Below are 21,859 nucleotides of genomic sequence, written 5' to 3' on the forward strand. Positions count from 1 at the left end.
TCGTTCCGCTACAGGCCGATCACGTGGCAGGTGGCCGTGGCGGTCTTGGTCGGGTCGCTCTCCGAGACGGCGGTGAGCTTGACGCGGGCCAGACGGTCGCCGCCGGGCGCGCGCACCGCGTTGACCGTCACCGGCGCCTGCTTGCCGAAGGCGACGGAGGCCAGGGCGTTGGGCACCTGGGCGGTCCAGCCCTTGCCCTGCACCTCGGCCTTGACCCGGTAGACGTCGGAGTCGAGATAGGCGCTGACGTCCTCGGGGTGCTGCCCCTGGGCGGGGGCCGCCTTGCCGGTGTTGAACACCGGGAACGTGCAGGTGGAGACGTTCTTGCCGGTGGGGACGCCGGCCGCGGGCAGCACCCGCACGCCGCGCTTCTGCGGGCCCGCGCCGTCCAGCGACCGGATGGCGACGGTGTAGGACAGCTCGCCGTTCCGGTTGCGCTTGAGGTCGGTGACGTAGAAGTGCAGGCGGTTGGCCTGGTCCACGTACTCGTACTCGCTGCCGGAGTCGGTCCCGGCGTGGAAGAGGGCGTCGGAGAGCTGGCGGTAGTCGCCGACGGTGATCGGCACCTTGGTCCCGTCGGGCATCACGTAGTCGGTCATGCCGATGTCCTGCGGGTTGGCGTCGATCACCCACTCGAACGGCGCCCGGTCCTCGTTCTTGGTCTTGGCCAGGAGCACGCCGGAGTCGGGGGTGAAGGAGTCGGAGCCCATCCGGTCCACGACCTCGACCGTGTAGTTCTGGTAACCGCCGCGGTCGCACAGCGGGTCGGTCGCCGGGCAGGTGCTCTTGTCGCCGGGAGCGTCGAAGGAGATGTTGACGCCCGACAGGTCGTTCTGCCCCGGGCGCACGGCGCGGGCCAGGATCTTGGCCGTGACCAGGCCGGACTCGTCGAGCGCCTCACGCGACAGGCGCAGGACGTTCTGCTCGTCCACCATGCCGAGCTTGAGCTTGTTGCGCAGCATGTGCTGGGCGCCCATGGACGCGCCCGCCGTGGGCGGGATCAGCCAGCGGGAGTGCGGCCCGCCGGGGCCGTTGAAGCTGCCGCGGCTGAGCATCTCCCAGACGCCGGTGTACGCCCGGACCGGCGGCACCCCGTACGGGTTGTTGTAGTTGTCCAGCACGCCGAGGATGTGGCTGAACTCGTGGGCGTAGACGGCCATGCCCGAACTCTCGGCCTGGACGGAGTCGACGCCGATGTTGGCGTTGGGCCAGAAGTTGGAGGCCGCCTGCCAGGAGGACCACTCGACGTAGCGCGTCTTCAGCCAGTTGGGCAGGGCCGGGTCGGGCGGGCCCCACTCGTCGGGCACGTCCTCCTTGGTCGGGAACTTCATCATCCCGAACTCCTGCCAGGTGGACGACTCGTCCTGGCCGGCGCTGAGGTAGAAGACGAAGTCGTACTGCTTGGCGACGTCCTCGCCGACGGCGTTGATCCAGGCGTTGTGGCCGTCGGTGCGCAGGTTCTTGTTGCAGGTGTCGCCCGCCGGGCAGCCCGAGGTGCCGTTGAAGCCGGGCTCCAGCGCGTACTCGTGGTCCTTGCCCGGCATCGTGTACGGGCCGAACCCGGTCAGCTCGACGCCGTACCGGCCGCCGGAGTCCTCCATCCAGTACTCGTGGATGGTGTGGCCCTTGTTGAGGTCGTTCGGGGTGTTGAGGAAGTCCTGGTAGAACTTGGCCACCTGGTCGCGCGGGACGTCATGCGCCTCGGCGCTCGGGTTGGCGTAGATCGTCGAGCCCTTGGGCTGGGTGACGACGAACGCCTGGTTGGGGTAGTCGAGCAGCACCAGCGCGCCCTTGAAGGTGCGCTTGGAGCCCTTGACGGCCGGGTCGTTCCAGTTCGTGCCCGGAGGCTTCTTGTAGTCCGCCCACGTCATGTGGTCGGGGTTCTCCCAGTTCTGCGGGTCGAGAGGCGTGAGGCCGCCGGGAGGACGGGCGCGCAACGTCTGGGCGTCGGCCGATTCGTCCTGCTGCCAGGGCTGGGTCTGCGGCCAGTGGTTCTGCCGCCAGGGGTACTCGGGATCGACGGTGGGGGGTGCTGCGGAAGCAGGGGTCGCCATCAGGCTCACCGGGAACAGCACGATGGCCGCCAGCAAACCCTTCAGCAGCTTCTTCGGGGCATTCACGGATTGACGGTATAGACGTTATTGACGGAGATCACCGATCAGCTGTAGGGAAGACGTGTAGCAACCCTTCCGACATTTGTCGAAATGTCCAGCGTGACCTAGGTGGAGCAGTGGCGGATCTCCAGCGGATCGTGGACGACCTCGCCGTGCGCCTCGGGCGTCCCCTCCTGCTGGAGGACCGCGTGCAGCGCGTGATCGCCTACAGCGAGCAGAACGGCGCCATGGACGACATCCGCCGCGACTCCATCCTGCGCCGGCACACCACCCCCGAGGTGCGCGAGTGGCTGCGGGCGGCCGGCGTGCACGAGGCGCAGGCCCCGCTGCGCACGGCCGGCGCGCCGCACCTGGGCCTGCTGCCGCGCGTGTGCGTCCCGCTGCGGCACGCCGACGGCCTGCTCGGCTTCCTGTGGTTCATCGACGCCGAGCCGGCCATGTCCGAGGAGAAGGTGGCCGAGGCCGTGGCGGCCGTCCCCGGGCTGGCGCTGGCGCTGTTCCACGAGAGCCTGGCCACCGGGCTGGCCTCCCACCGGGAGCTGGAGGCGGTCACCGGGCTGCTGCGCGGCGAGCGGGACGCGGCCAGGCAGCTCATCGAGGCGGGCGCGTTCCCGCAGGGCCAGCCGGTGACCGTGCTGGTGGCGCGGCCCCGCTCGGCCGAGCCCGACGAGGGGCTGCGCCTGGCGCTCGAACAGGGGCTGCTGGCGCTGCGCCGGCGGCTGAGCGGCCACCACCCGCTGCACCTGGTGCGCTACGACCACGCCGTGCTGCTCACCGCCGGACCGCCGGTCCCGCCCGACGAGCTGCACGCGGCCATGCCGGTGCCCGTGGTGGTGGGGGTCGGGCGCACCCGGCTCGAACTGGCGCAGGCGGCCGGGTCGTACGCGGAGGCCCGGCACGCGGCGGAGGTGACCGCGCGCGTGCCGGGGCTCGGACGGTCGGCCGAGTGGGCCCGGCTCGGCGTCTACCGGATGCTCACCCAGCTCGCGGACCAGGAGGTGCATCCCGGGCTCGACGGGCTGCTGGCCGACGAGCAGTACCTGCCGCTGCTGGAGACGCTGGAGACGTACCTGGACCTGGCGGGCAGCGCGGTGGCGACGTCCCGGGCGCTGCGGCTGCACCGCACCTCGCTGTACTACCGGCTGCAACGGGTGGAGGAACTGGCGCGTACGGACCTCAAGGACGGCGGCGAGCGGCTGGCCCTGCACCTCGGCCTGAAACTGGCCCGGCTGTCCGGCCGCTACCAGCCCCGGGACGCCCGCGGCGACTGATTGCCTTCGCCGCCGCCGCTCGCGTTTAATGCCAAAAGGGCAAATCCGACGGGAGCGCCGATGCCGGGTGCGAAGCGTGCTGCGCGGGTTCCAGGACGGGTGCCGGGCCCGGATTCGGGGCGGGCTTCGGGGCCGGTTCGGGGGGCGGCGTTGGGGCCGTTTCCGGGGAGGCGTGCGCCCTCGCGCGTCGTGGCCCATTCCGCTCCGCTGGTGCTGCCGGTCTGCGCCGAGCCCGTGCGCGACGGGACGGTGGTGATCAGGGGCGGGCGGGTGCTCCAGGTGGGCTCGCGGGCCGAGCTGCTGTCCCGCTTCCGCGTCGCGGAGGAGGTCCGCTGGCCGGGCATGATCGTGGCCGGGCTGGTGGACGCCTGCTGCGCGCCGACGCCCCCGGGCCCCGGCGTCACCACGCGGGCCGCCGTGGTGTCCGACCCCGCCGATCTCGCCGGCGTTCCCGGCATCTCGTACGTCGAGGCGTCCAGCGCCGGCGAGCAGGAGTGGGAGGAGCACGACCGGGACGCGCTGATCACGGCGCTGCGCGAGGTGGACCGGCCGTGCCCGGTCGGCATCGCGGTCCGGACCCGCGACCCGCACGTGCTGGAGGACGTCGCCGTGCTGGCCAGGACGTTCGGCCTGCGACTGCTGGCCGGACTGGACCGGCACTCGCCCATGGCCCTGGACGAGGCCGGCGCGCTCGGCCCCCACTGTCACGTGGCCTGCGCCCGGCCGCTCGACCCCGGCGAGCGCAAGCTGCTGCGCCTGCGCCGGAGCGTGGTCGCGATCTGCCCGCCGGGGCAGGAGCAGGCCGCCGACGTGCTGACCCTGCTGGAGGAGGGCAACCGCCTCGCCCTGGGCAGCCACGCGCCGGGCCGCCACGCCCCGGACAGCCTCGACCCGGCCGGCGCCGGTACCGGCGACCTGCTTGGGCCGGGCGACCTGCTCGGGTCGGGCGACCTGCTCGGGCCCGGCGACCTGCTCGGGCTCGCGGCCGACGTCCGGGGGCGGGCCCGGGAGCTCGGACTGCGGGTGCGGGGACTGGACCGCCGCCTGGTCGAGGCCGCGACGCTGGGCGGGGCGCGGGCACTGGGCCTGGACGCCGGGCCGGGCCGGATCGGCTCCCTCGGGCCGGGCAGCCGGGCCGACTTCGCCGTCTTCGACGCCCGAGGACGCTACCCGTACTCGGCCCTTCTGGCCCGCCCACCCTGCGTGGCCACGGTCGTCGGCGGCGCGCTCACCTGAACCGGCCGCACTTCCACGGCAGGGTCGTCGTCTGCGCGGTCATCCCGAACCCGTGCACGGTCGTCGGCGGCGTGGTCATCGGAACTGGCCGTCCACCGCGCCGAGCAGGTCCCTGAGCTGGTCGCGCTGCTCCTGGGACAGCACCGCGAACAGGCCCTCGCCAGCCTCCCTGCGCGCGTCCCTGGCCCGTTCGGCCATGGCCCGGCCCGCGTCGGTGATCACGACGAGCGTCGAGCGGCGGTTGGCCGGATCGACCTCCCTGCGCACCAGCCCGGCCTCCTCCAGCGCGTCCACGACGGGCGTCAGCGAGCGCGGCACGATCCGCAGCTCGTCGGCCAGTTGCACCATCCGCAGCGGCCGGCCGGCCTCGCCGAGCACGCGCAACGCCCGAGCCTGCCCCGGATTGAGCCCGAGCGGCACCAGCCGATGCACGTATCCGTGCCGCAGACGCCTGCTGACCAGGTGCAAGAGCTCCGCGAGCTCCTTCTCTCCCATACCGACGATTTTAGCCGGAACAATTATGAGTTAACCTCTGTTTGAGTGGACATCCGAAAGGAGGCCCCATATTGGCCGACGAACCACGCGCGCCGCTGCGGCGCATCATCGGACTCTTCACCCCTTATCGCGGCCGGCTGATCCTGGTGGGCGCGTTCATCCTGCTGTCGTCCCTGGTCGGGCTGGCCTCGCCGTTCCTGCTGCGCGAGGTGCTGGACGTGGCGATCCCGTCCCGCGACGCGCTGCTGCTCACGCTGCTGGCGCTCGGCATGATCGCGGTCGCGGTCACCACGAGCGTGTTCGACGTGCTGCAGACGCTCATCTCCACCACCGTGGGCCAGCGGGTGATGCACGACCTGCGCATCTCGGTCTACTCCCACCTCCAGCGCATGTCGCTGGCCTTCTTCACCCGCACCAAGACAGGCGAGGTTCAGTCGCGCATCGCCAACGACATCGGCGGCATGCAGTCAGTGGTCACCTCGACCGCGACCTCGATCATCTCCAACCTCACCACCGTGATCGCCACGATCGTGGCCATGCTCGCCCTCGACTGGCGGCTGACGGTGATCTCGCTGCTGCTGCTGCCGGTGTTCGTGTGGATCAGCAGGAAGGTCGGCGCCGAGCGCAAGCGCATCACCAACGAACGGCAGCGCAAGCTCGCCGTGATCTCCTCGATGGTCCAGGAGTCGCTGTCGATCAGCGGCGTCCTGCTGGGCCGGACGATGGGCCGCTCCGCCGAGCTGACCGACCGGTTCGGCCGCGCCTCCGACGAGCTGGCCGAGCTCGGCGTACGGACGAGCATGGCCGGACGCTGGCGGCAGTCGTCGATCCAGATCATCATGGCCGCGATGCCCGCCCTGATCTACTGGGCCGTGGGCTACACCGGCATCATCTCCGTCGGCACCCTGGTCGCCTTCACCACGCTGCAGTCGAGCCTGTTCCGGCCGACGGTGTCGCTGCTGCGGCTGGGCGTCGAGGTGCAGAGCTCGCTGGCGCTGTTCGGCCGCATCTTCGAGTACCTGGACCTGTCGGTGGACATCCACCCCGGCGCCCGCACCCTCGACCGGGTGCGCGGCGAGGTGCGCTTCGAGCGGGTCGACTTCGCCTACGAGGACGAGCACACCCTGCACGCCGTCGACGTCACCGTCCCCGCGGGCACGACGCTGGCCGTCGTGGGCGAGACCGGCTCGGGCAAGACCACCCTCAGCTACCTGCTCCCCCGCCTGTACGACGTGACCGGCGGCCGGGTCACCATCGACGGCGTGGACGTGCGCGACCTGACGTTCGAGACGCTGAGCGAGGTCGTCGGGGTGGTCTCGCAGGAGACGTACCTGTTCCACGCCTCGATCGCGGACAACCTGCGCTTCGCCCGTCCGGCGGCCACCGACGAGGAGCTGGAGGCGGCGGCACGGGCCGCGCGCATCCACGACCACATCGCCTCGCTGCCCGACGGCTACGACACGATGGTGGGCGAGCGCGGCTACCGGTTCTCCGGCGGCGAGAAGCAGCGCCTGGCCATCGCCCGCACGCTGCTGCGCAACCCGCCGGTGCTGATCCTCGACGAGGCCACCAGCGCTCTCGACACCCACACCGAGCGAGCCGTCCAGGAAGCCCTGGACACGCTGGCGCGGGGGCGTACGACGATCACGATCGCCCACCGCCTGTCGACCGTCCGCGACGCGGACCAGATCGTCGTGCTCGACCACGGCAAAGTCGTCGAGCGCGGCACCCACGACGAGCTGATGGCGCTCGGCGGCCACTACGCGGCCCTGGTGGACCGGGACCGCCCCCTCGAACTGGTCTAATTTTTCACGCTAAACCTGTTTTAACCGTGTCTTACCTCACATTTCAGGCAAATCGGAATCGTCGCGATCGTGGCGCGCGTTGACTCCCGCGTTTCCCCGTACCGAGGCTAGGACCAGTCTTGCCACCGCGCTCCTCCACCTTCCGCGCCCTGCGCCACCACAACTACCGGCTCTGGGCGGGAGCCGACATCGTCTCCGTCACCGGCACCTGGATGCAGGTCCTGGGGGTGAACTGGCTCATCCTCACCATGACGGGGTCGGCCACCAGCGTGGGGCTGAGCCTGGTGATGCAGGCGCTGCCGACGCTGCTGCTGGGCATGTGGGGCGGCGCGCTGGCCGACCGGCTGCCGACCCGGCCCGTCGTCGTCGCCGCGCAGCTCGCGCAGGCCGCGCTGGCCGCCGTCCTGGCGCTGATCGCCTTCTCCGGCGCCGACTCAGTCGTGCCGATCTACGCGGTCGCGCTGGCGGGCGGCGTGGTCTCCGCGCTCGGCGGGCCCGCGCTCGGACGCTTCGGGGCCGAGGTGGTGCCACCGGCCGACCTGCCCAACGCCATGGCGCTCGGCTCGATCCTGAACTCCTCAGGACGCATCCTCGGCATGAGCCTGGCCGGCGTGCTGCTGCCGTTGACCGGCAACGGCGGGCTCTTCCTGCTCAACGCGGCCACCTTCTTCGTCGTGATCGCGGCCGTCGCGCTCATGCGGCGCGCGGAGTTCCACCGGCTCGCCGGCTCCGAGCGGCAGCCCGGCGCGGTCGTCGCCGGCCTGCGGTACGTGCTGCGCACCCCCTGGCTGCTCGTGGTGCTGGCGCTCTCGCTCGTGCTGGGCAGCCTCGGCCGCAACTACCAGGTCACCATGGCCGCCATGAGCGCGGGCCCGCTGGCGGCCGGCGCCGCCGGGTACGGCCTGCTGTCCAGCGTGTTCGCCGCCGGCACGGTCGTGGGCGGCTTCCTGGCCGCCGCCCGTCCGCACCTGACGATCCGGCTACTGCTGATCACCGCGTTCCTGACCGGGGTCGCGCAGACGCTGAGCGGCCTGATGCCCGCTCTGGGGACGTTCGCCGCGATGATGCTGCCGATCGCGGCGGGCGCGGTGATCATCGACACCACGGTCTCGGCGCGGGCGCAGCTCGACAGCCCCGACGAGATGCGCGGGCGGGTCATCGCCGCGCTGGGCATGGTGAGCGCGGGCGCGGGCGCGATCGGCGGGCCGCTGCTCGGCTGGCTGAGCGACGCGTTCGGGCCGCGCCTGTCGCTGGGCATCGGCGGCGTGTCGTGCGTGGCCGCGACGCTGCTCGCGGCGCTCGCGCTGGCCCGCCTGTCCGGCCGGACCGTCCGGCAGGCGGCCTTCCGTCCGCTCCTGGAGAACCGCCTGGAGAACCGGCTGGCCCCGGAACGGGCTTAGTCTCTTCACGTGCACAACACCAGATACGCCCCGAGCGGCATGGTCTGCAGCGTCGACCACCTGGCCTCGGCCGCCGGGGTGGGCGCGCTGGACCGCGGCGGTTCGGCGGCCGACGCGGCGATCGCGGCCAACGCCGTGCTCGCCGTGGTCGCGCCGCACATGTGCGGGCTCGGCGGAGACCTGTTCGCGCTCGTCCACGACGGCACGGCCACCGGCACAGTCACCGGCACGGCCACCGGCACAGTCACCGCGCTCAACGCCTCCGGCCGCGCCGGGTCCGGCGCCGACCCGGCCCGGCTGCGCGCCGAGGGGCACACCCGCATGCCGCACCTGCATGACGTCAGGTCCGTGCCGGTGCCCGGCTGCGTCGACGGGTGGCTCGCCCTGCACGCCAGGCACGGCCGGCTGCCCATGGCCGAGCTGCTGCGGCCCGCGATCGCGCTGGCCCGCGACGGCTTCCCCGCCTCCCCGCTGCTGGTCCCCGGCGCCCGTACGGCGGCCGCGCGGCCGGGCGGCGGCGACTTCGCCCCCGTCCGCCAGGCCGGCGACCGCGTCACCCGCCCCGGCGTGGCCCGCGCGCTCCAGGCGGTGGTCGACGGCGGCCGCGACGGCTTCTACCTCGGCGAGTTCGGACAGGGCCTGATCGAGCTCGGCGCGGGCGAGTACACCGCCGCCGACCTGGCCGCCCCCGGCGCCGACTGGGTCGAGCCACTGCGGGTGCGCGCCTTCGGCCACGACGTCTGGTCGATGCCGCCCAACTCTCAGGGTTACCTGCTGCTGATGTCCCTGGCCGTCCTCGACGGGCTCGACCTGCCCGCCTCGCCCCGCCATCCGGCCTGGGCCCACCTGCTGGCCGAGGCCGCCAGAGCCGCCGGGCACGACCGGCTCGACCTGCTGCACGAAGACGCCAAAGACCTGCTCGACCCCGGCGAGATCGCCCGCCGCCGGGCCCTGGTCGACCCGGTCAGGCGCAGCCGTCTGCGGGCTCCGTCCGCCGACGGTGACACGACGTACCTGTGCGCGGTCGACGGCGACGGCATGGGCGTGTCGCTGATCCAGTCGAACGCGTCCGGGTTCGGCGGCATGCTCTTCGAGCCGCGTACCGGGATCAACCTCCACAACCGTGGCATCGGTTTCTCGCTGCGTCCCGGCCACCCGGCCGAGTACGGCCCCGGCCGCCGTCCGCCGCACACCCTGGCCCCCGCGCTGATCACCCGTCCCGGCGGCGGGCTGCGCACGGTCGTGGGCACGATGGGCGGCGACGCCCAGCCGCAGATCCTGGCCCAGGTCATCACCCGCTTGCTGCATCACGGCGAGGAGCCCGGCCAGGCGCTCGCCGCGCCGCGCTGGCGGCTGGGCAGCGGCAACGGCAACGGCTTCGACACCTGGGACGCCCCCGACGACGCCGTGCTCGACCTGGAGGAGGGCACGACCTGGGCCGACGGCCTGACCGCGCTCGGCCACCCGGTGCGCACGCTGCCGTACGGCGGCTCCTTCGGCCACGCCCACCTCATCGACGTGCGCCCCGACGGCATGCTGGCCGGCGCCGCCGACCCCCGCTCCCTGGTCGGCGCCGCGATTGGACGTTGACCGGTCGGGTAGCGGGTGCCGCCATGGCAACGGACGTCATCACTCTGATCACCAATGACCACCGGACCGTCGAGTCCCTCTTCGAGCGGCTCAAGAAGGGCGAGGGCGACCCGTCGGCCGCCGTGGCCGAGCTGCGCGCCCTGCTGACCGCGCACGCCCGCGCCGAGGAGGACCGCGTCTACCCCGGCCTGGACGCCCACCACGGCGTCGAGGAGCACAAGGAGGCGGAGGTGCTGCTCGACGCGCTCGTCCGCGCGCGGCCGGGCACCCCGGAGTTCGCCGAGACGCTCGACCAGCTCGTCGAGTCCGTGAACCACCACGTCCAGGAGGAGGAGACGACCCTCCTGCCCGCCCTGGCCAGGACGGCGAGCGAGGCCGAGCTGCGCGAGCTGGGCCAGGCGTTCCGGCAGCGCCGGGAGGAGGAGCTGCGGGCGCTGAAGGGCGGCGGCGCGGCCGAGCCCACGAAGGCGGACCTGTACGAGCAGGCCAAGAAGGCCGACATCCCCGGACGGTCCCAGATGGACAAGGATGAGCTACAGGAGGCCCTAAGCCGGGCCAAGTCGTAGGATTCCGGTCCGTACGGTGGGTAGAGGGCGCAGTATGAGCGAACTACCTCCGGACCGATTCGGCATGGCCGACGAGCAGGACATCGAGGTCAGGGAGTGGACCGACGACCTCGGCCTGCACCACGAGGTCAAAGAGGACGACCCCCAGCACGAGGCCACGCTCGACGAACGGCTGCGCCAGGAGTTGCCCGACCGCCCGCGCCGCGCCCCGCGCGAGGAGCACCGCCTGACCGAGCCCGACGAGGGCGCCCACCCCGACACCGAGGACGAGGCCATCGGCGTGGACTGGGACGCGGACCGGGAGGACCTGTCGGCCGAGGAGCGCGCCCTGCGCATCGACCCCGACGAGGACCTCACCTGACCCGCACAACCCTCGCGCGACTCACCGGCCCGCACAGTCCGCGCGGACCTCGGGTGAGCCGCACCCCTCGCGCGGCTCACCTGGGCCCCGGAAGCCCCTCGCGGGCCTCAGGTGAGGCGGCGCAGGGCCGGGAGCAGGGCGTGCAGGTCGTCGACGATCATGTCGGCGGCCTTCGCCTGCGGGCGCTCGGCGTGCAGGAAGCCCCAGGGGCCGCGGCGCAGCAACGCCGTGCGCATGCCCGCACGGGCGGCGGGCAGCACGTCGTTGTCGAGCCGGTCGCCGACGTAGAGGATCTCGCCGGGCTCACGATCGGCCACCGAGGCCACCTTGGCGAAGAACTCGGGGGCGGGCTTGGACAACCCCCAGCCCTCGGAGGTGTGCACCGAATCGACCGGCAGGTCCATCGCCACGAGGGCGTCGAAGGCCCGGCTGGGCTGGTTGCCGGCGATGATCACCTGGAACCCGGCCGCGCGCAGCGCCGCCAGGGCCTCCCGGACGTCGGGGTAGAGGTCGTCGGCGTCGAAGTGGTTGCGCAGCCCGGCCGGGTCGTCGCGCTCCCAGGCGGCGATCTCCGCCTGCACGTCGAGACCGGGCCGGACGAGCTCGAACGCCTCACGGTGGGAACGGTCGAGCGCCGCCATGCCGCCGAGCGCGCCCATGAGCACGAACCTGCTGACCCCCAGCCGGTCGGCCCAGCGCGACCAGATGCGCGTCTCGTCGATCAGCGTCTCGCCGACGTCGAGCACGACGGCCTTGACGGCCTTGACGGCCTTGACCATCACTCCCCCTGTACGTCCGTGTGAAGCCCCGGGTTCAGGGCCGCAGCTTCTCCATCGCCTTGGCGATGCGTTTCTCCGACACCGGCGTGGGGGTGCCGAGGGTCTGGGCGAAGAAGCTGACCCGCAGCTCCTCGATCATCCAGCGGATCTCCGTCACGTCGGGATCGCCCCGGCGGGCCGGGTGGAGGCTCGCCAGCAGGTCATGGTAGTCGTCCTCGATCTTGTGCACGCGGTCCATCCACTCCTCGTCCCGCCAGGGCTCCTCCGGGAGCTTGGTGAGACGCCGCTCGATGGCCCGCAGGTAACGCAGGACGTCGGGCAGGCGGCGGGTGCCGGTGGCGGTGACGAAGCCCTTGAAGACGAGCTTGCCGAGCTGCTCGCGCACGTCGTCGGTCGAGGCGCTCGCGCGCAGGCCGTCGAGGCGGGTGCCCACGGCGTGCCAGACGCTCAGGATCTGCTCGACCTTGGCCAGCACGTCGGCCGCAGTGTCGTGCAGCTCGGCCCGGACGTGCTGGTGGAGGCGGTCGAAGCCGGCCGGGTCCCAGGCCGGGCCGCCGAGGTCGAGCATCAGCTTGTCGACGGCCGCGTTGACGACGTCGTCGAACAGCGCCACGGCGCCGCCGTGGGGGCTGCGCGACAGCGCCAGCTTGGCCTGGTTGGACAGGCCGCCGAGCAGCGACCTGGCCGGGTTGGTGACGTTGAGCAGGAGCAGCCGGCGGGTGCCGGGCCAGTGGGCGCGGCGCTGCTCGGCGGCCGTCTCGAAGATCTTGACGGAGACCGACTCGCCCGCGTCGACGAGCGCCGGGTAGCCCTTCATCCGGCCCTGTTCGAACACCTTGGGCAGGGTGCCGAAGCTCCAGGTGCGCAGGCCCGTGCGCTCCAGGTCGTCGCCGGCCTCCGACAGGGTCTTGCGCAGGCGCGGCGCGAGCCGGCGCTTGAGCGCGTCGAGGTCTTTGTCCTCGGCCACCGTGCGCTTGCGCTCGTCGATCACCCGGTAGGTGATGCGCAGGTGGTCGGGCACCTGGACGAGCTGCCAGGCCTCGCGCGGCACCCGGACGCCGGTGAGCCGCAGCAGCTCGCGCTCCACGGCCTCCAGCAGCGGCTCGCCGCCCTGCCTGACCCCGGTCAGCACCTGCCTGGCGTAGTTGGGGGCGGGCACGAAGTTGCGGCGCAGGTGTTTGGGCAGCGACCGGATCAGCGCGGTGATCAGGTCTTCGCGCAGGCCCGGGATCTGCCAGTCGAAGCCGTCGGAGTTGACCTGGTTGAGCACCTGCAACGGCACGTGGACGGTGACGCCGTCGGCGTTGGCGCCCGGCTCGAACTGGTAGGTCAGCTTCATCCGCTGACCGAGCTGCTTCCAGGTGTCGGGATAGTCGCGGGCGCTGATGTCGGCGCCCTCGTTGACCAGCATCTCCGGCGAGAACGTGAGCAACTCGGGCTGCTCGCGCCCGGCCTTCTTCCACCAGGAGTCGAAGTGCCTGGCCGAGACGACATCGGCGGGGACGCGCTGGTCGTAGAAGTCGTACAGGACCTCCTCGTCGACCATGATGTCGCGGCGGCGGGCCCGGTTCTCCAGCTCCTCGACCTCTTCGAGCAGCCGGCGGTTGTCCTTGAGGAAGCGGTGGTGGGTGTCCCAGTCGCCCTCGACCAGGGCGTGCCGGATGAACAGCTCGCGCGACAGGTCGGGGTCGATGCGGCCGTAGTTGACCTTGCGGCCGACCACGAGCGGCACGCCGTACAGGGTGACCTTCTCCAGGGCGATCACCGCGCCCTGGTTCTTCTCCCAGTGGGGCTCGGAGTAGGTGCGCTTGACCAGGTGCTGGGCGAGCGGCTCGACCCAGTCGGGCTCGATCTTGGCGTTGACCCGGGCCCACAGCCGCGAGGTCTCGACCAGCTCGGCCGACATCACCCACTGCGGCTGCTTCTTGGCCAGGGCCGAGCCGGGGAAGATAGCGAAGCGGGCGTTGCGCGCGCCGATGTACTCCTGCATCGGCCGCCGCCCGTCGGCGGCGCGCTGCTTGTCCATGACGTCCTTGACGCCGATGTGCGACAGCAGCCCGACCAGCAGCGACACGTGCACCTGGTAGGGGTCGGCGGGCACGCTGCCGGGCTGGGCGCCGAGCGCCTGGCGGACCTGGCTGTAGATGTCCTGCCACTCGCGGACCCGCAGGTAGTTGAGGAACTCGGCCTTGCACAGCCGCCGGAACGCGCTGGAGGACAGCTCCTTCTGCTTGTCGCGCAGGTAGTTCCACAGGTTGAGGTAGGTCAGGAAGTCGGACTCGGGGTCGGCGAAGCGCCGGTGCTTCTCGTCGGCCTGCTGCTGCTTGTCGGACGGCCGCTCGCGCGGGTCCTGGATGGACAGGGCGGAGGCGATCACCATGACCTCGCGCAGGCAGCCGTTCTTCTCGGCCTCCAGCACCATGCGGCCGAGGCGCGGGTCGACCGGCAGGCTCGCCAGCTTGCGGCCGATTCCGGTGAGCTTGCCCTGGGCGTCGAACGCGCCCAGCTCGTGGAGCAGGTTGACGCCGTCCTTGACCTGCCTGCGGTCGGGCGGCTCGACGAACGGGAACGCCTCGATGTCGCCCAGCCCGATCGAGGTCATCTGCAGGATGACCGAGGCCAGGTTGGTGCGCAGGATCTCGGGGTCGGTGAACTCCGGCCGGGAGAGGAAGTCCTCCTCCTCGTAGAGCCGGATGCAGATGCCGTCGGAGGTGCGGCCCGAGCGGCCCTTGCGCTGGTTGGCGCTGGCCTGCGAGATGGGCTCGATGGGCAGGCGCTGGACCTTGGTGCGGTGGCTGTAGCGGGAGATGCGGGCGAAACCCGGATCGACCACGTATTTGATGCCGGGCACGGTCAGCGAGGTCTCGGCCACATTGGTGGCCAGCACGATCCGGCGGCCGGTGTGGCGCTGGAAGACGCGGTGCTGCTCGGCGGCGCTCAGCCGGGCGTAGAGCGGCAGGATCTCGGTGTTGCGGAAGTCGGCCTTGGACAGGGCGTCGGCGGCGTCGCGGATCTCCCGCTCGCCGGACAGGAAGACCAGGATGTCGCCGGGCCCCTCGGTGACCAGCTCGCGGCAGGCGTCGACGATGCCGCCGGTCTGGTCGTCGTCCTCCGCCAGCGGGCGGTAGCGGACCTCGACCGGGTAGGTGCGGCCGGAGACCTCGATGATCGGCGCGTCGCCGAAGTGGCGGGAGAAGCGCTCGGGGTCGATGGTGGCGCTGGTGATGACGACCTTGAGGTCGGGGCGCTGCGGGAGGAGCTGTTTGAGGTAGCCGAGGATGAAGTCGATGTTGAGGCTGCGCTCGTGGGCCTCGTCGATGATCAGGGTGTCGTACTGGTCGAGCATGCGGTCGTTCTGCAGCTCGGCCAGCAGGATGCCGTCGGTCATCAGCTTGACCAGCGTGCGGTCGCTCGCCTGGTCGGTGAAGCGCACCTTGTAGCCGACGACCTCGCCGAGCTCGGTGCCGAGCTCCTCGGCGACGCGCTCGGCGACGGTGCGGGCGGCGATGCGGCGCGGCTGGGTGTGGCCGATCAGCCCGCGCACGCCGCGCCCGAGCTCAAGGCAGATCTTGGGGATCTGGGTGGTCTTGCCGGAGCCCGTCTCGCCCGCGATGATCACGACCTGGTGGTCGCGGATGGCGGCCAGGATGTCGTCCTTGCGCTGGGAGACCGGCAGGTTCTCCGGGTAGCGGACCTGCGGCACGGCCTCGCGGCGGCGCGCCAGCCGCTGCTCGGCGCGCTCGACGTCGGCGAGGATCTCGGTGACGATCTTGTCCCGGGCGTCGCGGGAGCGGACCCGGCGCATGCCGTCGAGCCTGCGCCGCAGCCGCCGCTGGTCGCGCGGCATGAGCTCGGGCAGGCGGGACTGGAGGTCGGCGAGCGGAGAGGACAACGAAGGCGTTCCCATACTGCTTTCAGGATATTTGAGCCCCGTGGCCCCGGAGCCAACGGCCCATGGTGCCCGACGCGACCCGCCCCCCGCATCCCAATATCGCGCCGGGGTCGCGGCCGCGCTCCCCGGCCGCGCCGGGACGGCGGCCGCGGCCCCCTACCGCGCCGGCCGGGTGGTGGCGGCGTGGCGGGCGGCGCCGATGATGCCGGCCTCGTTCTGCAGGGCGGCGGGGACCACAGGAGTGTCGATGGTGACGTGCGGCAGGAACTTGTCGGCCTTCTTGCTCACGCCCCCGCCGATCACGATCAGCCCCGGCGAGAACAGCATCTCCACGTGCCTGAGGTACTCCTCGACCCGCTCGGCCCACTTCTCCCAGCTCAGGTCGTGCTCCTCGCGGGCCCGCGCCGACGCGCGCTCCTCGGCGTCCTTGCCGCGGAGCTCCAGGTGGCCGAGCTCGGTGTTGCAGACGAGTGTGCCGTCGGCGAACAGGGCGCTGCCGATGCCGGTGCCGAAGGTCAGGATCAGCACCGTGCCCTTCTGGTCGCGGCCCCTGCCGAAGGTCATCTCGGCGATGCCGGCGGCGTCGGCGTCGTTGAGCACCGTCGCCCCGCCGAAGAGCGCGGCGGCGTCGACGCCGATCCACGAGTGGTGGACGTTGGCCGCCGTCTGCACGACCCCGTCGACGACGACGCCGGGGAAGGTGACGCCGACCGGCCCGTCCCAGTCGAAATGCTTGACGATCTCGGCCACCACCTCGGCCACCCCCTCGGGCTTGGCCGGCTGGGGCGTGGCGATGCGCAACCGCTCCTGGACGAGCTCTCCGGCCTCGGTGTCGACCGGGGCGCCCTTGATTCCCGAACCGCCGATGTCGATGCCCAACACGTTCATGACTCTCCTTCTCCCCCGCCCTGGACGGGAAAACTCGCCCGCCGGTATTTCCGGCCCCGCTGAACCCGCTCCGCGTCCGCCGCGTATCTCGCGTCACAAGCGCTCACTAGGAGGCACGGATGCGGCTCCGCATCATCACGCTCTGCGCTGTCGCCGTCGTGGCGGGGACGACCCTCACCGCCCCCGCGCAGGCGACCACCAGGACCCGTTTCGACGTCATCAACCTTGTGTCGGACGTCAAGGGCAAGGCCCCGGTCACCGACCCCAAGGTCGTCAACCCGTGGGGCCTGGCCATGGGCAAGACCTTGTGGGTCTCCAACGCCGGCACCGGCACCGCCACCGTCTACTCCGGCACGGGCCGTAAGGAGAAGACGGAGGTGTGGATCCCGGGCGGCTCCCCGACCGGCCAGGTGTTCAACCCGGGTGACGGCTTCACCGTGAAGGGGCGACCGGCCACGTTCATCTTCTGCAGCCCGAGCGGCGCGATCACCGGCTGGAACGCCGAGGCCGACCCGGCCAACGCCGTGATCGCCGCGTTCACCCGCGGCGCCGACTACAAGGGCCTGGAGCTCGTACGGACCAACGAGGGCGAGTTCCTGCTGGCCGCCGACTTCGCCCACGGCCGGGTGCACGCCTTCGACGAGAACTTCCGGCGCATCCGCCTGGCCGGCTGGCAGTTCCAGGACTCGCGGGTGCCGCGCGGCTACAACGCCTACAACGTGGCCGTGGTCAACGGCAGCGTGTGGGTGGCGTACGCGCTGCGCGACCGTACTACCGGCAAGCCCGTCTTCGGCGCCGGCAAGGGCTTCGTGAGCCGCTTCAACGCCGACGGCCGCCTGACCGGGCGCATCTCCAGGGTCGGGCTCGACGCGCCCTGGGCCATGACCGCCGCGCCGCGTGGCTGGGGCCAGTACGCGGGCGCCCTGCTGGTCGGCAACTTCGGCGACGGCACCGTGCACGCCTACAAGGGCGACCGTCACCTGGGCGCGATCACCACGTCCGGCGGCCGGCCCGTCAAGCTCCCCGGCCTGTGGGACCTCGAACCGGGCACCGCGGCCACCGGCGGCGTGAACACGCTGTGGTTCTCGGCCGGCATCGAGGGCGCCAAGCACGGCCTGATCGGCGTGATCGCGCCCGCCGGCACGAAGCCGACCTCCACGGCCGCCGCCCCCGCGAGCACGCCGGCGCCCACCCGCTCCGCCGCCCCCAGGACGAAGTCGCCCTACGGCGGCGGCAGCGGCTACTGACTGCAGCCACGACCGGGCCCATGATCGGGCCCACAACTGGGGCCACTGAACGTTTCCGGCGCGGCCGGCGCGGGCCGCGCCGGAAACCCGGATTCCCGGAAAACCTGCGAACCACATATGGACACGGAATGCGACGGAGCAGATACTCAACGTGTCAACACCCTCATCCCTGCTCTCACGTCGCCCCCTTAAGCACCGCATGAGCCGGCGTGTCGTGTGCTGCCCGGAAACCGTGCCTGTCAGGGAACAGGACAAGGAGAGACCATGCCCGTCAAGAAGTCTCTGTTCCTTTCCGTCATCGCCCTCGCCACCGCGGCCTGCGTCACGGCCACCGTCGTGGCCCTCCAGGCGTCCAGCCCCGTGTCGGCGGCCACGCGCGCCGCGCTGCCGCCCGGCTACCAGCTCGTCACCCTGCCCAACGCCAACGTCCCCAACTTCCAGCGCCGCACGGTCTACTGCCCGGGCTCCAAGCACGTGCTCGGCGGCGGCGGCGAGGCCCGCGGCAACGGCGCGATCCTGGTGGGGTCGTTCCCCACCGATGACGCCCGCGGCTGGATCGCCCTCGGCCGCCAGATCGGTTACAACGACGTCGGCATCAGCGTGTTCGCGATCTGCGCCGACTAGCCCGCCCGCCGGCCCCGTCCGCTCTCCCGCGGGCGGGGCCGGCGCACGTCCGGCCTCAGAGCCCGCCGAGGACGGCCGCCAGGTCGGCGACGCTGCGGTAGTGGACGCCCGTCATGCCGAGCGCCCTGGCGGCCTCCACGTTCGGCAGCCGGTCGTCGACGAACAGGCAGCGCGCGGGGTCGGCCCCGGCGCGTTCGGCGGCGATCTCGTAGATGCGCGGGTCGGGTTTGATCACGCCGACCCTGGCGCTGCTGACCAGGTCGTCGGCGAAGTACGTGAGCCCGAGCCGGTCGAGGTGCTCCTCCACGGTGTCCGTGGCGTTGGTCACGATGATCACCGGCACGTGCTGCTGCGCCTTGGCCAGCAGCTCCCTGACCTCCTCGTCCACGTGGAACGGCACCGCCGCGAACTCGGCCACCGCCCGGCGGGCCCGCTCGTCGCCGCCGAGGGCGACCGCCACCGCCTCCAGCCATTCGCGCTCGCTGATCCGGCCCAGGATGGCCGGCTCGATCAGCTCGGGGGCGAAGGCCGTGGCCATGAGCGGCAGGGCGTACCGGGCCTCGATCTCGGCCTGGACGGTGTGGTCGAAGAGGCGGAGCACGCCATCAAGATCGGTGAGAACCGCATCAAAGGGGATCACAGCCATCATTGTGCCGTGAAGTACCGCATCCGCTGGTCCGAGAAGGTTTCGCGTGCCACCAAAGCCCCGGGGCGACCGGCGGCACTACCATCTCCGAGACGGTATTCGGTATCGGAACGGTAGGGCATGGACGATCACCAGCTGCCACCTGAGCTGTGCCAGCTGTTCGCCGACGGCGGCAGGGGGCGCAGACTGCCCCCGGGCCTGCCCGCCGGCGACGTGGTCTGGCCCGACCCGGCCTACACCCGGCAGGTCGTGGCGGCCCGGCCGGCGTTCTGGATGAGCGACGAGCACGCCGCCGGCGAGGACTGGTCGTTCATGCGGGTCTGGCACGCGCACAGCGGCCTGTGGCCGGTGCTGCTCGACGAGTCGGCCCAGCCGTGGGCGATCGGGCAGATCGTGCCCGACGACCCGATGCTGATCGGCCACTTCACCGCCGAGGGGTTCATGACCGAGGTGTGGCAGGAGTGGGTCTCGCAGATGCCGCGCGACGCGCTGGCGGAGTTAGAGCCGTACGGGGCGCTCTGCCCGGGGCTGGCGCCGCCGGGGGTGCCCCGCGCCGACCCCGGCGACGTGGCCGACTGGCTGGCCCGCGAGCTGGCGCCCAGGGGCATGCCGCTCGGGCTGGTCGCGGCCGGCCGGGGGGCCGACGCGCTGGCGGTCATGGGCTGGCAGGGCGCGCTGCACCACAACGAGTGGATGGTGCCGATGGCGGCCGTGGTGCGCAGCTGGGAGGACCGGTTCGGGGCCCGCGTGGTGAGCGTCGGGTTCAACACCCTCGACCTCAGCGTGGCCGCGCCGCCGGCCGACCCCGAGCACGCCCTGCACGTCGCCGCCGAGCACTGGGCGTTCTGCCCCGACAACGTCGTGCAGGGACCGGGCGACCTCCAGGGGTACGCCGACCAGATCATCGGGCAACACGCCTGGTCGTTCTGGTGGGACTGAATCCCCGGCTTTTACGCTACTTTTAACCGCGACAGGGAGGGCTCGGTCACAGCATGTCACGGGGAGATCTCACTCCGGAGCTACTGCATTCCTCGTCCTGGACGGACTGGCTGGTGCAGTCGGCCGGCATCCCCGTCCACGACGTGCCGCTGGTGTCGGTGGGCGGCGGGCTCGGCTCGTTCACGCTGGTCGACGTGCTGCGCATCAGAGGCGTGCCGATCCCGGCCATGCGGGTGCTCTCCACCAGCGACACCCCCTGGCAGACGTGGGAGTACCTGACCCGCGTCTCGCAGCTGCCCGCGCACGAGCGCATCCGGTCCGACGCGGGGGCTCGCCCCGACAACATCTGGGGCTTCCCCTCCTACGCGGTGCAGGAGGCCTGGCAGGACGGCTCTCTCAAGCCGATCCTCCAGGTGCTCGCCGAGCCGCTGTTCACCGACTTCTACAGCCCGCGCGCGGGGCTGGTCACGCAGAGCGTGCGGCGCGAGGCCGACCGCATCGGCTACTGGCACATGCTGGCCAAGGGCCAGGTGCGCATGGTCAGGAAGCGGCTGGGCGGCGGCTACTTCACCGTGCTGACGCCGCCGCCGGGCACCTCGCCGACCAAGCGGGTGGTGCTGCGCTCCCAGTACGTGCACCTGGCCGTCGGCTACCCGGGGCTGAAGTTCCTCGACGACCTCCAGGAGTTCCGGCAGGCGCAGGGCGAGCGTTACCGGGTGGTCAACGCCTACGAGCCGCACGAGCACGTCTACGACCAGCTGCGCAAGCGGCCCGGGGTGGTGGTCGTGCGCGGCGCCGGGATCGTGGCCTCCCGGGTGCTCCAGCGCCTGATGGACGACCGCGAGCGGTACGGCCTGCACACCCAGATCGTCCACCTGTTCCGCACGTACGTGGCCGGTCCGCACGGCCCGAGCGTGTTCATGCGGCGCAAGGGCGGCGACGGCTGGGCCTACCAGGCGTTCACGATGCCCAAGTCGGCCTTCGGCGGCCAGCTCAAGGCCCGGTTCAGGAAGGCCACGCCCGAGCAGCGCGCCCTGATCTCCAAGGCGCTGGCCGGCACCACCACCCCGAAGCTGGCCCGCTGGCAGGAGCAGATGCGCAGGGGCCGGCAGGGCAACTGGTACCACCCCACGCAGGCCGTCGTCGACCGCATCGAACGGGCCCCCGACGGCCGCCTGATCACCCACACCCGCAGCGTCAACGCCGCCGCCATGCAGTACGTGTCCGACTTCATCATCGACTGCACCGGCCTGGAGGCCGACATGCCGGAGCACCGCGTCCTCGACGACCTGCTGCGGCACGGCGGCGCCCGGCCCAACAAGGCCGGCCGGCTGAGCGTCGGCCAGAACTTCGAGGTGCTCGGCGCCGAGAGCGAGGGCGGCGTCCTGTACGCCTCCGGCGCCGCCACGGCCGGCAACCACTTCCTGGCCGTGGACAGCTTCCTCGGCATGCAGACCGCCGCGCTCGACATCGCCGCCGACCTGACCAGGCGCGGGTTCTGCAAGGGGCTCGGGCCGGTGCGGTCCACGGCCCAGTGGCTGCGGTGGGCGGGAAACAGGAGGCTCGCTTGATCCCGACGCTAGCCGGGCGGCTGCAGACCCGGCTGTTCACGCTGGCCACGGTGGGGGCGGCGCTGACCGCGCTGATCACCCTGGTGCTGCCGATGTCCTTCCGGGACGCCTTCCTCGTGCTGCTGGCCGTCGCCGTCGTGGGCGTCGGGTGGGAGCTGCTGTACCACCTGCTCATGCAGTTCCGCTGGGACAAGGACTGGCCGACGCTGTTCGGGCTGGTCACGGCCGTGCCTGAGGGGCTGCTGATGTGGGTGCTGCTGGACGGCGGGCTCGTCCCCGGCGTCGCCGGCCCGGTCAGGGCGTGGGCGTTCGCGGTGATGTTCGCCTTCGTCTGGCTCGGCCAGTGGTTGTTCGTGAACGGGCCGATGCGGGTGTTGTTCGTCGAATGGCGGCTGCGCGGCGGCCGCCTGCTCTGATCCCGGATCTGCGCACGGT

18 protein-coding genes are annotated in these 21,859 nt (G+C 71.9%); 12 read left to right on the forward strand and 6 right to left on the reverse strand.

Going from position 1 to position 21,859, the window contains the following annotated elements; translation table 11 throughout:
• Nucleotides 1-8: 8 nt before the first annotated feature.
• Nucleotides 9-2,120 carry a M6 family metalloprotease domain-containing protein gene (locus ACWEJ6_RS36595; protein WP_397163429.1) on the reverse strand — a complete coding sequence of 704 codons (2,112 nt, stop codon included), beginning with the start codon at nt 2,118-2,120 and terminating at the stop codon, nt 9-11.
• 110 nt (nt 2,121-2,230) lie between these two features.
• On the opposite strand from ACWEJ6_RS36595, the gene ACWEJ6_RS36600 reads away from it, so the two are divergent.
• Together ACWEJ6_RS36600 and ACWEJ6_RS36605 are read left to right on the forward strand one after the other, a co-directional pair.
• The gene (locus ACWEJ6_RS36600) at nt 2,231-3,385 is read left to right on the forward strand and encodes a PucR family transcriptional regulator (RefSeq protein ID WP_397163427.1); all 1,155 of its coding nucleotides are present in this window, start codon (nt 2,231-2,233) and stop codon (nt 3,383-3,385) included.
• A gap of 189 nt (nt 3,386-3,574) precedes the next feature.
• On the forward strand, nt 3,575-4,621 hold the full coding sequence (locus tag ACWEJ6_RS36605) for an amidohydrolase family protein (RefSeq protein WP_452429761.1): 1,047 nt from the start codon (nt 3,575-3,577) through the stop codon (nt 4,619-4,621).
• A gap of 75 nt (nt 4,622-4,696) precedes the next feature.
• Here ACWEJ6_RS36605 and ACWEJ6_RS36610 read toward each other — a convergent pair whose 3' ends face one another.
• A complete protein-coding gene (locus ACWEJ6_RS36610) occupies nt 4,697-5,116 on the reverse strand; it encodes a MarR family winged helix-turn-helix transcriptional regulator (protein WP_352321555.1) in 420 nt (139 codons plus the stop codon).
• A 71-nt stretch (nt 5,117-5,187) separates the two neighbouring features.
• Between ACWEJ6_RS36610 and ACWEJ6_RS36615 the strand changes: the two genes are divergently transcribed.
• The 5 genes from ACWEJ6_RS36615 (at nt 5,188) to ACWEJ6_RS36635 (ending at nt 10,838) form a co-directional block, all read left to right on the forward strand.
• Entirely contained in the window at nt 5,188-6,921 is a 1,734-nt protein-coding gene (locus tag ACWEJ6_RS36615) for an ABC transporter ATP-binding protein (protein WP_452429764.1), read from the forward strand.
• 119 nt (nt 6,922-7,040) lie between these two features.
• Nucleotides 7,041-8,321 (forward strand): MFS transporter, encoded by a 1,281-nt coding sequence (locus tag ACWEJ6_RS36620; protein WP_452429766.1) that lies wholly within the window; start codon nt 7,041-7,043, stop codon nt 8,319-8,321.
• A gap of 9 nt (nt 8,322-8,330) precedes the next feature.
• Complete coding sequence (locus tag ACWEJ6_RS36625) at nt 8,331-9,911, forward strand: gamma-glutamyltransferase family protein (protein ID WP_452429768.1); 1,581 nt, start codon at nt 8,331-8,333, stop codon at nt 9,909-9,911.
• Between the two features lie 23 nt (nt 9,912-9,934).
• Nucleotides 9,935-10,477, forward strand: coding sequence for a hemerythrin domain-containing protein (locus tag ACWEJ6_RS36630; protein ID WP_452429771.1), 543 nt, complete (start codon nt 9,935-9,937; stop codon nt 10,475-10,477).
• A gap of 34 nt (nt 10,478-10,511) precedes the next feature.
• Nucleotides 10,512-10,838, forward strand: a complete 327-nt coding sequence (locus ACWEJ6_RS36635) for a DUF5709 domain-containing protein (protein WP_352359025.1) — start codon at nt 10,512-10,514, stop codon at nt 10,836-10,838.
• Between the two features lie 107 nt (nt 10,839-10,945).
• Here the strand turns inward: ACWEJ6_RS36635 and ACWEJ6_RS36640 are convergent, their stop codons facing one another.
• From ACWEJ6_RS36640 to ppgK, 3 genes are all read right to left on the reverse strand, one after another.
• Nucleotides 10,946-11,617, reverse strand: a complete 672-nt coding sequence (locus tag ACWEJ6_RS36640) for an HAD family hydrolase (RefSeq protein WP_452429773.1) — start codon at nt 11,615-11,617, stop codon at nt 10,946-10,948.
• A gap of 34 nt (nt 11,618-11,651) precedes the next feature.
• Nucleotides 11,652-15,524 carry an ATP-dependent RNA helicase HrpA gene (gene hrpA / locus ACWEJ6_RS36645; RefSeq protein ID WP_452429774.1) on the reverse strand — a complete coding sequence of 1,291 codons (3,873 nt, stop codon included), beginning with the start codon at nt 15,522-15,524 and terminating at the stop codon, nt 11,652-11,654.
• A gap of 141 nt (nt 15,525-15,665) precedes the next feature.
• Nucleotides 15,666-16,397: a polyphosphate--glucose phosphotransferase gene (ppgK, locus tag ACWEJ6_RS36650; RefSeq protein WP_364328860.1), complete on the reverse strand. Its 732-nt coding sequence runs from the start codon at nt 16,395-16,397 to the stop codon at nt 15,666-15,668.
• A 119-nt stretch (nt 16,398-16,516) separates the two neighbouring features.
• On the opposite strand from ppgK, the gene ACWEJ6_RS36655 reads away from it, so the two are divergent.
• The gene (locus ACWEJ6_RS36655; protein ID WP_387663819.1) at nt 16,517-17,644 is read left to right on the forward strand and encodes a TIGR03118 family protein; all 1,128 of its coding nucleotides are present in this window, start codon (nt 16,517-16,519) and stop codon (nt 17,642-17,644) included.
• A gap of 264 nt (nt 17,645-17,908) precedes the next feature.
• The gene (locus ACWEJ6_RS36660) at nt 17,909-18,268 is read left to right on the forward strand and encodes a hypothetical protein (protein ID WP_358284483.1); all 360 of its coding nucleotides are present in this window, start codon (nt 17,909-17,911) and stop codon (nt 18,266-18,268) included.
• A 55-nt stretch (nt 18,269-18,323) separates the two neighbouring features.
• Here the strand turns inward: ACWEJ6_RS36660 and ACWEJ6_RS36665 are convergent, their stop codons facing one another.
• Entirely contained in the window at nt 18,324-18,917 is a 594-nt protein-coding gene (locus tag ACWEJ6_RS36665; RefSeq protein ID WP_452429777.1) for an HAD family hydrolase, read from the reverse strand.
• A gap of 117 nt (nt 18,918-19,034) precedes the next feature.
• On the opposite strand from ACWEJ6_RS36665, the gene ACWEJ6_RS36670 reads away from it, so the two are divergent.
• Genes ACWEJ6_RS36670 through ACWEJ6_RS36680 form a run of 3 tightly spaced genes read left to right on the forward strand, consistent with a single transcriptional unit; the run spans nt 19,035 to nt 21,840 of the window.
• Nucleotides 19,035-19,853 carry a DUF4253 domain-containing protein gene (locus tag ACWEJ6_RS36670; RefSeq protein ID WP_358284479.1) on the forward strand — a complete coding sequence of 273 codons (819 nt, stop codon included), beginning with the start codon at nt 19,035-19,037 and terminating at the stop codon, nt 19,851-19,853.
• Nucleotides 19,854-19,906: 53 nt separating this feature from the next.
• Entirely contained in the window at nt 19,907-21,424 is a 1,518-nt protein-coding gene (locus ACWEJ6_RS36675; RefSeq protein ID WP_452429779.1) for a hypothetical protein, read from the forward strand.
• Nucleotides 21,421-21,840, forward strand: coding sequence for a hypothetical protein (locus tag ACWEJ6_RS36680; RefSeq protein WP_352359010.1), 420 nt, complete (start codon nt 21,421-21,423; stop codon nt 21,838-21,840). Before ACWEJ6_RS36675 ends, ACWEJ6_RS36680 begins: the two co-directional genes overlap by 4 nt.
• Nucleotides 21,841-21,859: the final 19 nt, after the last annotated feature.

The sequence above is a fragment of the Nonomuraea sp. NPDC004702 genome (assembly GCF_053601695.1).